The organism is Halorubrum coriense DSM 10284 (genome assembly GCF_000337035.1).
In the GTDB taxonomy this organism is placed as follows: domain Archaea; phylum Halobacteriota; class Halobacteria; order Halobacteriales; family Haloferacaceae; genus Halorubrum; species Halorubrum coriense.
In genome coordinates this window covers 1-13,370 of the sequence record NZ_AOJL01000011.1, presented here as the reverse complement: position 1 = coordinate 13,370, position 13,370 = coordinate 1, and the positions used below count along the sequence as shown (strand labels likewise).

Sequence of the window (13,370 nt, the reverse complement as noted above, 5' to 3'; positions counted from 1 at the left end):
GATTTGTCCAAAGAAATAATAGATATTACTCCCTACGACTGGATATGACTGAACAAGGCCTCGCGTCATGGAGTGACGGGCGGACCGCCCGTGAGCGGGTCAGAGCGATCGCCACGACGCTCACGCAGCCGCGGTCCGTCGACTGGGTACGCGACGAGGCGCAGGTGTCTTCGTGGCAGACGGCCAAAGACGAACTGGAGATGCTCGCCGAGTTCGGGCAGGTACAGATCGTCGACGGGGACGACGGGAGTCCCAGGTACGCGCCGAATTACCAGCAGCGGTATTTCACCGAACTCACCGAGTTAATCAACGACCACACCCGCGAGGAACTCCGTGAGGAGATCGCGACCCTCCAAGCACAGATCGACGACTGGAAGACGGCGTTCGACATCGAGTCACGCGACGAACTCGAAGCGACACTCACCGACGGCGCGCTTTCGAGCGACGAGATCCGGGAGCGAAATCGGATACTCCGTCGCTGGGAACACACCGAGGACAACAAACGGCTTCTCAGGCACGCGCTCGAACTCTACGACGACGCTCGTGAACTTTATCCCGGACAGGGAGACTCGGCGAACGCCTCAAATCCGCTCTCACAGTAGTCGCGATGATCTTTCTTGCAGATCGTGTCAACCTCGACAAGCGGACGCTTCTCACGCGGATCCACACCCAGCTACAGACACAGACCGGTACGGACGCACCGGTTGAACACGTCCGGTATTATCCCTCGAAGGCGAACAAACTCGAGGTTCGAGCGACGATTCATCCGGAGCGATTTCTCGACGCGTCGTATCCCGCCAACACGGTCCAACTCCACGTGTCGTTTGACTTTCCGATCGAGTTCGCGTACGACTTCTATCGGATCCAATGGGTCGACTCCGACCGGGAGCTCATGTTGGGATGGCACCAGGATGACACGCATATGAACCTCGGCGAGTGTCACTTTCAGCTTGATTACCGTGGTGACACCATCCACCGAACGGAGGCGGTGTTTCTCGATCGGCATCCACGGAACGTGTTCGACCACCGAATTGCCCAGTTCGTGGACGTCGTCGATGTGCTCACGTGGACCGACGGTCAACCTACGATCCCGAGCGATACGCTCGGGTGACCACTGAGGACCCTGAAGGCTTCCGCCGCGATCAGGGAGTGATTTCGTCTGTCTCGGGGACGACCTCGGTAGGACTCTCTCGATTCTCACTCGCTCACCAGCAAAGCGAGAGAGTACGTTTCATCTGTCTTCGCGGCGGGGTGTCACCGGTCGCGTTCCGTTTCGCTCTCGTCGCTGCTGTCGAGGACGATCTCGGGGCCGAGATCGAGACCGTACTCGTCGCACTGGCCGCTGTTTTCGCCGCGGTTTCGGTTCGTCCATTGGAGGAAGCCGAGGCTGTGGTGATCCGAGAGGCGGCTCTGAATGCTTTTTACCGTCGTAAGCGGGTCCACGGCGTATGAGTCCGCCACGCGCTCGTATTGGGTCTTGATCGTCTTCGACCGGGCCGGCGTTGCGCCTCGTTCTTCGAGGGACGCGAGCGTTTCGAGCAGCAGGTGGGCGTGCTGGATCTGGTCTTGCATTCGGTTGCGTAATCGACCGCACTGGACGAGGTCCTAGGCCACGACGATATGTGAATCATCGATAACGTCGTCGCCGCGCTTCTTCGTCACTTCGCCGCCGACTCTGAGGAGAGAGCAAGCGAGCGAGTCGGTGGGATGAACGCTCGACACCCCACTGTGTCGAGTGCTTTCCTCGTCGGAGCAGCAGTCGGATCCCCCACCCCACTGTGTCGAGTGTTCTCGGAGACAGCCAACGACAGGTCTCGTATCACGCCCCACCGCGTCAAGTGTTCGATGTAGGTACCTAGACATCTCCACGTCCCACCTCATGTTGAAAAGAACACTCGATACAGCGGGGTAGAGTAGTGATGAACGCGATGGGGGAACGATCGATCACGGGTTGGCTCGGATACATAGTCCGGATAGAATTCGGCTTGCGGCCGGCTTGGAGGAGTAGTCGGTGAGAGAGAGTACGTTTCGTGTGCTTTCCGTCTCTTTCTCGCTAAGAGGTGACGAATAACGGGTAAGCCAGCGGGTGGATGGGACGGGAGGAAGTGATACGTGACACCCCACCATGTCAAGTGCTTTCCTCGCTGGAGTTGGAGTCAGATCTCTCACCCCACCGTGTCGAGTGTTTCGTGCGTGGGAGCCGTCTGGAGAGGTGTTGACCCGACGTCGATCGTCCGGAGTCGCAAACGACAACTGGTTCGGTCAGCTGCGAGGCGGTCCGCTTGCGTCTAACTGAAATAGGAGGTTGAGATGTACCCACGCCTTGTACCAAGTGAAACCGGTCCAGCCGTCGTGTCGAAGGAAACCCACCCCACCGTGTCGAGTGTTCCTCTCGGTTGCTATCGACGAGGACTGACCGGGAGACACTCCACTACGTCAAGTGCTAACCGATAGACCTCGATAATCTGTATTTTCATACGATACACTTGACGCGGTGGTTTTATGGGTATGGGCCGAGTCGAACGCGATAGAGGATGGCGACGTTCACACGGGACACGGAGATATTCCGCAACGAGGACATGCTCCGCGAGGATTACCAGCCGGATTCGATTACCGCTCGCGAGGACGAAATTTCGACGTACACGGCCGCGCTTCAGCCGATCGTTAACGGCGCACAACCCCGGAATATCTTCTTGTACGGTAAAACGGGCGTCGGGAAGACGGCGGTGTCCCGCTATCTATTGAAGCAGCTACAACGAGACACGGAGCAGTACGACGATGTTGAGCTCTCAGTCTGTTGGCTCAACTGTACGAACCTCTCGTCGTCCTACCAAGTTGCGGTTAACCTCGTGAATCAGCTGCGACCCGCAGACGATCAGATCAGTACGACCGGGTATCCCCAACAGCGTGTGTTTGATATCCTGTATGAGGAACTCGATCAGATTGGCGGGACAGTCCTCCTCGTCCTCGACGAAATCGACCATATCGGCAGCGACGACGAGATCCTGTACGAGATCCCGCGAGCCCGCTCAAATGGCTACCTTTCCAAGGCGAAACCGGGCGTGATCGGCATCAGCAACGATTTCGGCTTCCGCGATGACCTCTCTCCGAAGGTGAAAGACACCCTCTGTGAGGAGGAGATTCACTTCTCGCCGTACAACGCCCCGGAACTGCGCGCCATCCTCGAAGAGCGAGTGGCCGGTGCGATGTACGACGACGCGGTAGACGACGCCGTGATCGCGCTGTGTGCCGCTATCGCGGCGCAGGACACGGGAAGTGCCCGGCAGGCGTTGGATATCTTGTATAAATCCGGTGAGATTGCGCGGACGAACAGCGAGAAGCGACTAACAGAGGAGCATGTCCATCAGGCTCGCGAGAAACTCGAGCAGAGTCAGGTCGAACACGGGATGCGCGAGCTGACGAAACACGGGCATCTCGCGCTCGTGGCTATGCTACAGCTCGCGTTCGAGCAGGAGACTCCGGCGCGGATCCGCGACGTGTACCCGCTGTATCGACGTATCGCGGAGGGCTCCAACGTCGACCCGCTCGTTCGTCGTCGTATGCACGACCACCTCGCGGATCTGGCGATGCTCGGCATCCTCGACCGGCAAATGAAAAACGAGGGGCGGGCTGGTGGGCACTACTACCAGTACGAGTTCGATGTCGACCTCGATATTGTCGGCGATGTTGTTCGGGATTTTGATTCTATTGCGCTCCCGAAGGGCGTGACAGCGCGGATCGAGTGAGTTCGATCGGATTCATTCGGATGGCTCCGGCCAGAGTTGTACGAACACTAGATATGGTAGGATCTCAGCATCCCGTTCCGTCTCGGGGAAAACACTTGACACGGTGGGGTGGGAGTGGCGATGAACGCGGAGGGGCGAAGAAATTGTAACCGTTGTGCTACTGGCAGAACAAAGACGTCGAGCAATTCGGGTCTTGGTGGTGAGATGATGGACTTTGCGGTCTGTTCACTTTGTTGGAACTCACTTGGTATGAGGTGTGTCTGCGAACCTGAATTCTGGTTGGGGTGTCGTCCTAACTGAACTGGGTACGTTGACTGCGTTGTACCGTTTCGGCAGGTGTCACTCGGTTCGACGTGTGTGACGACGGTTTGACGGGGTTTTCATCTCTTGATTTCACTCGGTATGTGGTGTGTCCCTCGTGCTGCCCAGCGGAAGATCCCGATTTGTCAGTACGAGTTCGACATCGGCCCCGGCGTCGTTGACGCCCTCGTTTGGGACTTCGACGACATCGCGCTTTCGACAGTCGTGGCAGCACGGATCGGATGAGTTCGATCGGTTTCGTTCGGGTGGCCCTCGCCAGCGTCGTGTGAACACTTGACACAGTGGGTCTCATCGGAGGGCATCCCACCCGCTCTCAGAAAGAACACTTGACACAGTGGGGTGGGAGAGAACGCGACGGGGCACAGTCAATATTCAGCGCGGGGAGGTTCCATTCTCAAGAACGGCAACAACATCGGACAGATCGAAAAGGCGGAGGTCATCACGCTCGTCTGCGGCTTCCTCGACGGAGGGGTTGAACCCGGAGCGGCTGAACAGAGCGAACTCGTACGTCGGATCACCACCGCCCGCGGGCGTCCAGTCGACATGTTCCACGTCATCTTCGAGGTCCGAAAATACGTCATACCCGAGCGGAGTACTCGTGAACTTCACTTCGCCAGCGATCAGTGTCGACTCGTCAGTCGGCGCGACAATGTCTATCTCTCGGCGCTTGTACCACCACTGGGTCGGCACTCGCGTAAGTTGGTAGTCCGAATAGAGTGCCGGCACCGCTTGGTGACAGAGTGATTCGAACGTTTCGCTGACGAAGTCGGGTAGTTCCGGCTCGATGAGATCCTCGTAGCCGTTCTCGCCGTAGAGTTCGTACTGGCCCTCGCGGCCGTAGAGGTATCGGAAATAAAACCGGAAGACGGGATCTCGAATCCGGTATCGCGTCCGCTTGCTGCGTGCCGGATCGGTGAGTGCCGGGTGATGTTTTTCGATGATCCGGAGCGTTTCCAACCGGTCGAAGTAGTACGACGTGTTGGTGCTTGCGATGCCGGCTCCCTGGGCAATCTCGTTCCGACGACGATTTCCGCTGGCCATCGACTCGAGCACGGAAAAATACGTGTGTACTTCGTTGAGTTCCATCTGAAGGACAGTTTCGGGCTCGTCATGGAGTGGGCCATCCGGATCGTACAGCAGTCGCGTGATATTCTCTCCAAGGCTCTGTGACGGATCGAGGGGACTGAGATACCGGGGCGTGCCGCCGAAGACGCCATAGACGAACACCCGCTCTTCGGGATCGTACGCCGGGACGAACTCGTGGATCGTGTGAAACGGGAGTTGTGCGAGTTCAAGACGGCCGTTCGGCGTCTGGGACACGCGGCCGTAGAGTGGCGCACCGCCATCGAGGATGTGGGTATGGATCATCCCGATCGCAGAGCCTGTGAGTACGAGCGTTGCCTGGCTTTCATCGACCGCGGTATCCCACAAATGTTGTATGATCGATGGGAGCCCGTCGTTCGATTCAATAAGGTATGGAAATTCGTCGATGACGATGACGGCGTCTCGCTCAGTGAGGTGTTTTAGTAGTAGTTCCCACTCCTCTTTGATCTCTGTGATTTCTGGATAGGTCGTCGCTGCGGCCTCGACGAACCGCCTGCGCTGTGTGGTCGCTGTTCCTTGAACGGCCTGATAGTATACGGCATCGTCGCGGTCGGAGATCGATCGACGGACGAGTTCACTTTTGCCGATCTGGCGACGTCCGTAGATAACTGCGAGTTCCGCGGCATCGCTCTCGTAGAGCGTCCGTAGCCTATCGAGTTCTTCGACCCGATTGACGAACTGATCCATGCCCCTCCTCGGGGCAGGAGGTACATATGTATGCCGAAGTTGGAATTTGGACAATAATAGTCTGAGCAATAATAGCTCAAATTCTAATATTAGGGAAGAGTTAGCGTGCTGTGAGGATGAACCTACCTCACGCAGCACGATGCGATCCTGATTCTCGTCGACGCGTTGCTCGATCTCCCGCCGAATCGTGCGTTCAACAGACCCGAACTCGCGGAACACGCCGGCGTCACACGCCAAACTGTTGGCAACTACACGCTGTCGACTGTCCGACTGAATAAACATATTCTGAATAATCATATTCTAGAATATCATCTCTGGAGATCTTGTTGAGGGGATCTGGCACCGTGATGGTGAGTGTTTTAACCAACAGATTATCGAGGTGTACCGAACTGTTGGTTAATTCGACGATCAAAGGCGACAGCACCATCGGAACTAGTTTTGAAAACAGTCTTCACAACTAAAAATCGGGAACAGCGTTCGAATCGGCGTATACTGTTGGGTGGTTCTTGTCAAGTCGAGTGGGATGCGGTCCGCTGTTGGATCCGTTTGTATCCCTCGATTGGGGGGAGAGGGAACTGGGTATGAGTGCTGCCCAGCGCCCTCTCGTCCAAACATGAAACAATCATCAAGAGCTCTGTGTGTGGCTCTGCTCGCGTCGCCGCCGGCACAACCGACGTGGCAAGCGGTCACACGTACGCGAAGCTCAGTAGTATCGAACCAAGCAACTCTCCTGGTGAAAGAGCACGAGCAGTGGTCGACAGTCGGCCACCGACGAACAAGTGCTCAGTCACCGTCAGATATCGAGGAGGAACGGACAACATGAGCGACGACGAGTTCCGACAGGCCGTCCGCGACGCGTGGGGCGGTGCGTGTCTCGTCTGTGGGCGGTCTCCTGAAAGCTGGCTTAATACTACCCAAGGAGAGCGGCGGCAGGACGTGCTCTCGCTTCATCATCTCAATGGTGATGACACCGACAATCGCGTCGCCAACGTGATCCCGCTCTGTCAGAGTTGTCACGTCCATATCCACAAGGTGGACGAACCGCCCTACCGACAGTGGCACCGGCAGCTTCCGATCGAACACCGGAACGCGTGGAACGCCCACTATAAGGAGTACTACGAGGGGCCGCGTATCAGTAGTGACGAGGCAGAACGGCTGTTCGGTGATGATGAGGGAACGCCAGCCAGTGAGAAATATCGTCGCCACGAGCCAGACGCGGCTGCGGACGCAGACGAGTCTGTAGAGTCGACGTCAGCACGATCGAGTTCGTCGATGACCGACGGCGGCGTCTCGACAGTCTCGAACACCGATGGCAGCAGCTCCAACCGGTCGATCTTGACGAGCGAACACAGGATGTTGTTGTCAACGAGCGCCATCAGCCGACCTACTCAAGGAACGTCTCTAGGCGCTCTTCTCGGGAGGAGTCGTCCAGAAAGCCGGCATCGCGGTCGATCCCGCGGTCCGCGAGTTCTTCTTTGAACGCCTCCGCCGAGACCCCGGCGAGCTCGGCCGCCCCATTGAGGCTTACGGTGCCGGTTCGGTACCTTTCGACCGCGAGCGACAGTCGAAGCTCCGGACGCCGACGCAACAGCTCTCGGACCGCCTCCTCGACCACGGCGTCGGTATCGTCGTAGCCGCCAGCGGCCGCGATGGCGTCGAGATCCTCGGCGAGACCGGACATGTGAGCTCTTACGTCGGAGCCATCAATAAATACTCTGCCACCGCTGATCGACTTCCGCGTTCCGGGACGATCCGCGCGGAGGTGTTCGTGGACATCGATTCTGGCTCACGCCAGTCGCCTGCCCCCGGCGGTGTGAGAGACCGGGGGCTTGAGGTGGCTGGTGTGTGCCATGGTTTGTATAGACGCGGTCATCCCCGCCGCCGGGCGCGGCAGTCGACTCGGCGAGCTGACGGCGGACCGACCGAAGGGGCTCGTCGATGTGGCAGGGCAACCGCTGCTCGCGCACGTCTTCGAGACGGCGGTCGGGGCCGGGGCCGACGCGCTGGTCGTGGTCGTCGGGTACGAAGCGGGGCAGATCGTCGACCGGTTCGGCGACGCCTTCGAGGGCGTCCCGATCACGTACGTCTACCAGCGCGAGCGGCTGGGGCTCGGGCACGCGGTGGTACAGGTTGAGCCGTACGTCGACGGGACGTTCCTGCTCGTGAACGGCGACAACGTCTTCGGGGGGAGCGTTGCGCCCGCGATTGCGGCTGTCGCGGAGGCGGATGCCGCACTTGCGGTCGAGGAGGTCTCGCCAGAGGATGCAGCGACGACCGGTGTGATCGCGACGGACGCGGCGGGGCGCATGACGGGACTCGTCGAGAAGCCGGCGGAGCCGTCGTCGACGCTCGTCACGACCAGGTGTTACGTGCTTCCGGAGGATGTCTTTCACGCCTGTGCGCTGCTCCGGCCGTCGGCCGAGGGCGAGTACCAGCTAAGCGAGGCCGTGAGTCTGTTGGTGCGTGCGGGGTACGACGTCGAGACTGCGCGGCTCGGCGAGCGCGTGAACGTGAACACGCCGGACGACGTGGAGCGGGCGAGCGAGTTGGTGCGCGGGAAGAACGAGACGGGTTCCTGACCCTCACCGTGTGAAGTGGATTTTCTATTGGGGTAGTAGTCGGCCCCCACACCCCACCGTGTCGAGTGCTTTTTTATCAGAGGAGCAGTCGAATTTCTCATAAGTATTTAAGAAAATAGTTGCTGAGAGAGTAGATTTCGTGTGCTTCCGACCGGTGATGGGCCCGGGAACACCACGGGGAGAGTAGATTTCGTGTGCTTTCTATCTCGATTGTGAGAATCCAATCGGCACATAGTGAGAGAGTACGTTTCGTGTGCTTTCCATCTCATTCCCGCAAAAATACGACGACGTAGTGACTATCGTTGCTTGTGATATATACCCACAAAAGCATACGAAGCACACAACATGTGGTTTTATATTTGTACGTCCTATTAGATACGATATCCATGGGTGGTCCGTTCGACGATCTCACAGAGACTGTATTTGCGGACAAAACGGTACTCACGGAAAGTTACCAGCCGGAGACAATCCTCGAGCGTGACGAGGAAATTGAAGCATACAGTCACGCGCTTCAGGACGTACTGTTCGGTCGAACGCCAGAGAACATCTTTGTGTACGGCAAAGCCGGACTCGGGAAGACTGCTGTTACAAAGTACATGTTAGAGGAACTGCGCGAGGAGGTACCAACGCGAGAGTCAGCCGACAATCTCCACACCCACACCGCGAACTGTAACGGGCGGACGCTGTTCATGGTGGTTCGTAATCTCGTCAACCGACTCCTTCCGGATCACGCCAGTCCATTTCCAGAACGGGGGCTTGGGACTGGAGATGCGTTCGACGAGCTGTACCGACAGTTCGATCGCATCGGCGGGACGCATCTTGTCGTGTTTGACGAGATTGATCATCTGGAGGACGCAAACACGCTACTGTACGAACTGCCACGCGCACGAGCGAACGGCCACATCACGGACGCGAAGGTCGGCGTCATCGGGATCAGCAATGACTACACGTTTCGACAGACGCTCTCGCCGAAGGTGAAGGACACGCTGATGGAGACTGAGATCTCGTTCAGTCCGTACGACGCCGCGGAACTGCGAACGATCTTGGATCACCGGGCGGACCATGCCTTTGTTGATGGGGTGTGTGATACGTCGGCGATCGCGAAAGCGGCAGCGCTCGCTGCCCAGGACATGGGGAACGCGCGGCAAGCGCTCGATCTGCTCCGTGTCGGCGCGGAGTTGGCTGAGCAGAATGGTGAGACACCGGTGACAGACGCACACATAGAGACCGCACGGGAACGAGTACAGCGTGGTCGAGTAACAAACAAGATCCGCGACCAAACTGAACACGCACAGTATATCCTCGAAGCGATCGCGAATCTCCAGACCAGCGGTGAAGTCCCGGCGCGGTCAAAAGAGATCCAGCGAACGTACGAGCAGGTGGCGGATTCGCATGCTGCGTCGCCGCTGTCGACACTGAAGAGTATTCAAGATCATCTTTCGGATCTTCACATGCTCGGGTTCCTTCGACGCCACGAGCAGAACAAGGGATTGAGTGGGGGGCAGTACTACGAGTACGAACTCGATCTCGATCCGGCGCTCGTCTTAGAGACACGGACGGAGATCGCCAAGCACACCGAGTGAAAGCACACGAAATCTACTCTCTTTCTCTGCGGTGTCATCCTCGGACGGTTGCGTGAAAGCACACGAAACGTACTCTCTAGCCGTGTTCGATCTCCTGTCGAGGAATTAAACCAGATCGGCGGGACAGTTCTGCTCGTCCTCGACGAGATCGGCCACATCGACAACGACGAAATTTTGTATGAGATCCCACGAACCCGATCAAACGGGTACCTCTCCAAGGACGAACCGGTTGCGATCGGCATCAGCACGATTTCGGCTTCCACGACGACCTCTCTGAAAATGAGTCCGGTGAGATCGCACGGACAAACGACGTGGAGCGACTGACGGAGGAGCACGTCCACCGGGCTTGCGAGAAAATCGAAGAGAGCCAGGTCAAACATGGGATGCGTGAGTTGACGAAACATGGGCATCTTGCCCTCGTAGTGATGTTACAGCTCGCATTCGAACAGGAGGCACCAACACGAATCCGTGACGTGTACCTGCTATACCGACGTATTTCGGAGGATTCCAACATCGACCCGCTCGCCTGTCGCCGAATACACGACCACCTCGCGGATCTGGCGATGCTTGGCATTCTTGACAAGTAAATAAAAACGAAGGACGGGCGGGCAATACTACCAGTACGAGTTCAACGTCAACCTCAATATCGCCGGCGATATCGTTCGGGATTTTGATTCTATTGCGCTCCCAAAGGGCGTGACAACGCGGATTGAGTGAGTTCGATCGGTTTCATTCGGGTGGCCCTAGCCGGAGCCGCACGATCACTAGATATGGTGGGGTCTCAGCGGTCCCATTTCGTCTCGGGAAGAGCACTTGAAATGGTGAACTGGGGGTGGCGATGAACGCGGAGGAGGTGCGGTAAATACTTCAGCTCATGAAATGCCACCGGCCCTGTGCCGAGTGAGATACACAACATATGAATTCTACTTCCTCTAGACCGGGCTTGGACAGTGTATGAATACCACACCGTTTACATACACACTAGGCACCGAATGAAATTGACAACCGTTGTGCTACTGGCAAAGCAAAGAAGCCGAGCATTTGGGCGTTGAGGGTGAGACAATGGACGAATGCGGTCGGTTCATTCTCGTTGGACCTCACTCGTTATGAGGTGTGTTTGTGAGTCTAAAGTCTGGTCGGGGTGTCGTCCTAACTGAACTGGGTCACGCTGACAGCGTTCTACTGTTTCGGTAGGTGTCACTCGGTACGACGTGTGTGGCGACGTTTTGACAGAATTTCATCTCTCAGTTTCACTCGGCATGCGGTGTTTCCATTGTACTGCCCGCCAGAGGACCTCGGCGGGATAACCCGGTACGAGCCCCGCAGACAATTGCGGGGCGTCGGGGAGTTCATCGAGTGGTATCAGGCGAACCTCAAGTAGTACGAGGCGTTGGTGCGGTAGTCGTAGACGAGTGTGAGCATCGAGATGAGTGAATGAGACACGGCTTATTTCGTCTGTTTGGAGGTCAAATTGGAGCAGGGTGGGTTCGCGGGGTCTCTCTGAAAAGTCGGAAGAAAGAGAACATAAGAGAAGACCAGACAAGTTAGAGAATATCTCATACTTATATTATAGATTATTTATGTTAACTAGTGATCCGAGATACCAGATTCGCCTCAGGCCATCGGAGTAGCCAACGACAATACAACAGGAGGTATAATTACTTGAGACCAGTTGGTTTTGTCGTTAGATCTATGCGCGATAGCATTACGAAGCTCGTTTCGATCTCCTTTCTCGGCGGTCTCATCGGTCGTGGCCTCCGATACGGATTCAACGTCGTCATCGCGCGTGGGCTCGGATTTGAAGCACTCGGTGTATTTGCCTTCGGGATGGTCGTGATGAAAGGCGGCGGCGTGTTTGCGCGGCTCGGGCTAGATAGCGCAGCACAGAAATTCATTCCCATCTTTCGCACAGACGGCGACCCGGCAAAGGTATCTGGAACTGTGTTGATCTGTCTTGTCGCTCCTCTGTTGGCCGGAACAGCAGTGGCATCTGCCCTCTACCTCGGCTACGATGTCATCGAAGCGCTCGTTGGCACGACGTTCCATCCCACGACACCACTCTTCATACTTGGTATCCCGCTGATAGCGGTAATGATGGTAGGGGTGAACGCAACGTACGGGCTGAAACAGACGAAATACTCCGTGTATATTCGTGACTTCGGTCAGTCCATCGCTGCGCTCGTTCTCATGGCGATTGCAGCCTTCATCTTCACGGACCTCGATCTGCTTATACTCGGCTACTTGGCGTCCATCGTGTTCGGGATTCTCCTCGCTGTTTTCCTTCTACTGCGGGAAGGCGCGCTGCGGTTTGACATTAGTCCAGATTTCGAATACAAGAAGATCTTCGCGTTCTCGCTTCCGCTCACGCTCGCTGCGAGCATTCAGTATCTCGTTTCGTGGACGGACATTCTGGTTCTCGGGGTCTTTGTTCCGTCAGACGCAGTTGGCGTGTATCAGGCTGCCTACCAAACATCCGTTTTACTTGTCATCGTCCTCCAATCCGCAAACTCGATTTTTCCGTCGATCGCAGCTGATCTCCACGAAGCTGGTCAGACCGAGCAATTAAACCGGGTGTATTCTGCTGTCACACGTTGGGTAACGTATCTGACTGTTCTCGGATTGGCATTCGTGCTCGTCTATACTGGTGAACTTCTCTCGATTTTCGGACCAACAGTTCCACAAGCTCAGACAGCACTTGTGATTCTCGCAATTGGGCAAACTGTCAACGCGGTTGTCGGCCCAACTGGGTTCCTCTTAGTTATGACTGGCTACGAACGTCTCCAGTTAGTCAATAATGTTGTTGCTGCAGTATTGAACCTCATTCTCAACCTTGTTTTGATTCAATCTTACGGAATTATCGGGGCAGCTGTTGCGACGGCTACCTCGCTTTCTGTATTAAACACGCTCCGATTAGTCGAAGTTTGGTATTTACTTGAGCTACAGCCCTACTCGTGGAAATATTACAAAGGAGGTATAGCTATTGCTGTCACTTTCCCTGTTTTATTACTCAGTCAATTGCTTCCAATCCCGGGCCTTCTTCGAGTGTTTGTTGGAGGCTTTGCGACCCTAGTAGTTTTCACAATAATTACCTGGCAGTTGGGCTTCGATGATGTAGACAAGGTACTTGTTGAAAAAATCAGCTAAAGGTGAATCGGTAGCGTTGCGATAAGGAATGAGGCGGTCAAAAGATCGAGTGCTCTATGCTCAACTTCGACCGCCTCAGCGGCGATAGCAGTTGTATCGAATTAGATTTTCTGGAGCGAGAGTCGACACCCGAGCCGGCGATGAAGCTCGGTATCCGACTCCATTTGGCTGGACTATCACTCTCGGATACCGTTTCGATTCTTGAA

12 protein-coding genes and 1 pseudogene are annotated in these 13,370 nt (G+C 56.4%); 8 read left to right on the top strand and 5 right to left on the bottom strand.

Annotation, left to right across the window (positions count from 1 at the left end; genetic code table 11):
- Window positions 1–44 precede the first annotated feature (44 nt).
- Window positions 45–602 (top strand): DUF7342 family protein, encoded by a 558-nt coding sequence (locus C464_RS01595; protein WP_006111744.1) that lies wholly within the window; start codon window positions 45–47, stop codon window positions 600–602.
- 5 nt (window positions 603–607) lie between these two features.
- Complete coding sequence (locus tag C464_RS01590) at window positions 608–1,111, top strand: hypothetical protein (RefSeq protein ID WP_006111743.1); 504 nt, start codon at window positions 608–610, stop codon at window positions 1,109–1,111.
- A 143-nt stretch (window positions 1,112–1,254) separates the two neighbouring features.
- On the opposite strand, the gene C464_RS01585 is transcribed toward C464_RS01590, so the two are convergent.
- A complete protein-coding gene (locus tag C464_RS01585) occupies window positions 1,255–1,572 on the bottom strand; it encodes an orc1/cdc6 family replication initiation protein (RefSeq protein WP_006111742.1) in 318 nt (105 codons plus the stop codon).
- A gap of 962 nt (window positions 1,573–2,534) precedes the next feature.
- Here C464_RS01585 and C464_RS01580 point away from each other — a divergent pair.
- Window positions 2,535–3,746 carry an orc1/cdc6 family replication initiation protein gene (locus C464_RS01580; RefSeq protein WP_006111741.1) on the top strand — a complete coding sequence of 404 codons (1,212 nt, stop codon included), beginning with the start codon at window positions 2,535–2,537 and terminating at the stop codon, window positions 3,744–3,746.
- A gap of 693 nt (window positions 3,747–4,439) precedes the next feature.
- Here the strand turns inward: C464_RS01580 and C464_RS01575 are convergent.
- The 4 genes from C464_RS01575 to C464_RS01565 form a co-directional block, all read right to left on the bottom strand.
- On the bottom strand, window positions 4,440–5,858 hold the full coding sequence (locus C464_RS01575; RefSeq protein WP_006111740.1) for an ATP-binding protein: 1,419 nt from the start codon (window positions 5,856–5,858) through the stop codon (window positions 4,440–4,442).
- A gap of 783 nt (window positions 5,859–6,641) precedes the next feature.
- The gene (locus C464_RS01570) at window positions 6,642–6,962 is read right to left on the bottom strand and encodes a hypothetical protein (RefSeq protein ID WP_167539328.1); all 321 of its coding nucleotides are present in this window, start codon (window positions 6,960–6,962) and stop codon (window positions 6,642–6,644) included.
- 11 nt (window positions 6,963–6,973) lie between these two features.
- Window positions 6,974–7,234 carry a hypothetical protein gene (locus C464_RS19095; RefSeq protein ID WP_006111738.1) on the bottom strand — a complete coding sequence of 87 codons (261 nt, stop codon included), beginning with the start codon at window positions 7,232–7,234 and terminating at the stop codon, window positions 6,974–6,976.
- An 8-nt stretch (window positions 7,235–7,242) separates the two neighbouring features.
- Window positions 7,243–7,539 (bottom strand): UPF0175 family protein, encoded by a 297-nt coding sequence (locus C464_RS01565; RefSeq protein WP_006111737.1) that lies wholly within the window; start codon window positions 7,537–7,539, stop codon window positions 7,243–7,245.
- 169 nt (window positions 7,540–7,708) lie between these two features.
- Between C464_RS01565 and C464_RS01560 the strand changes: the two genes are divergently transcribed.
- From C464_RS01560 to C464_RS17070, 5 genes and pseudogenes are all read left to right on the top strand, one after another.
- Window positions 7,709–8,437 carry a sugar phosphate nucleotidyltransferase gene (locus tag C464_RS01560; protein ID WP_006111736.1) on the top strand — a complete coding sequence of 243 codons (729 nt, stop codon included), beginning with the start codon at window positions 7,709–7,711 and terminating at the stop codon, window positions 8,435–8,437.
- Between the two features lie 386 nt (window positions 8,438–8,823).
- Window positions 8,824–10,020 carry an orc1/cdc6 family replication initiation protein gene (locus C464_RS01555; RefSeq protein ID WP_006111735.1) on the top strand — a complete coding sequence of 399 codons (1,197 nt, stop codon included), beginning with the start codon at window positions 8,824–8,826 and terminating at the stop codon, window positions 10,018–10,020.
- Between the two features lie 311 nt (window positions 10,021–10,331).
- Entirely contained in the window at window positions 10,332–10,607 is a 276-nt protein-coding gene (locus tag C464_RS19510) for a cell division control protein 6 (protein WP_006111734.1), read from the top strand.
- 1,105 nt (window positions 10,608–11,712) lie between these two features.
- Window positions 11,713–13,164, top strand: a complete 1,452-nt coding sequence (locus tag C464_RS01545) for an oligosaccharide flippase family protein (RefSeq protein WP_006111733.1) — start codon at window positions 11,713–11,715, stop codon at window positions 13,162–13,164.
- Between the two features lie 56 nt (window positions 13,165–13,220).
- Window positions 13,221–13,370: pseudogene (locus tag C464_RS17070) on the top strand (IS6 family transposase); the annotation flags it as partial.

What these genes read in the sequence shown, in the direction of transcription:
- C464_RS01595 (WP_006111744.1), top strand. Translation starts at nt 45, where the DNA reads ATGACTGAACAAGGCCTCGCGTCATGGAGTGACGGGCGGACCGCCCGT.
- C464_RS01590 (WP_006111743.1), top strand. Translation starts at nt 608, where the DNA reads ATGATCTTTCTTGCAGATCGTGTCAACCTCGACAAGCGGACGCTTCTC.
- C464_RS01585 (WP_006111742.1), bottom strand. Translation starts at nt 1,572, where the DNA reads ATGCAAGACCAGATCCAGCACGCCCACCTGCTGCTCGAAACGCTCGCG.
- C464_RS01580 (WP_006111741.1), top strand. Translation starts at nt 2,535, where the DNA reads ATGGCGACGTTCACACGGGACACGGAGATATTCCGCAACGAGGACATG.
- C464_RS01575 (WP_006111740.1), bottom strand. Translation starts at nt 5,858, where the DNA reads ATGGATCAGTTCGTCAATCGGGTCGAAGAACTCGATAGGCTACGGACG.
- C464_RS19095 (WP_006111738.1), bottom strand. Translation starts at nt 7,234, where the DNA reads ATGGCGCTCGTTGACAACAACATCCTGTGTTCGCTCGTCAAGATCGAC.
- C464_RS01565 (WP_006111737.1), bottom strand. Translation starts at nt 7,539, where the DNA reads ATGTCCGGTCTCGCCGAGGATCTCGACGCCATCGCGGCCGCTGGCGGC.
- C464_RS01560 (WP_006111736.1), top strand. Translation starts at nt 7,709, where the DNA reads ATGGTTTGTATAGACGCGGTCATCCCCGCCGCCGGGCGCGGCAGTCGA.
- C464_RS01555 (WP_006111735.1), top strand. Translation starts at nt 8,824, where the DNA reads ATGGGTGGTCCGTTCGACGATCTCACAGAGACTGTATTTGCGGACAAA.
- C464_RS01545 (WP_006111733.1), top strand. Translation starts at nt 11,713, where the DNA reads ATGCGCGATAGCATTACGAAGCTCGTTTCGATCTCCTTTCTCGGCGGT.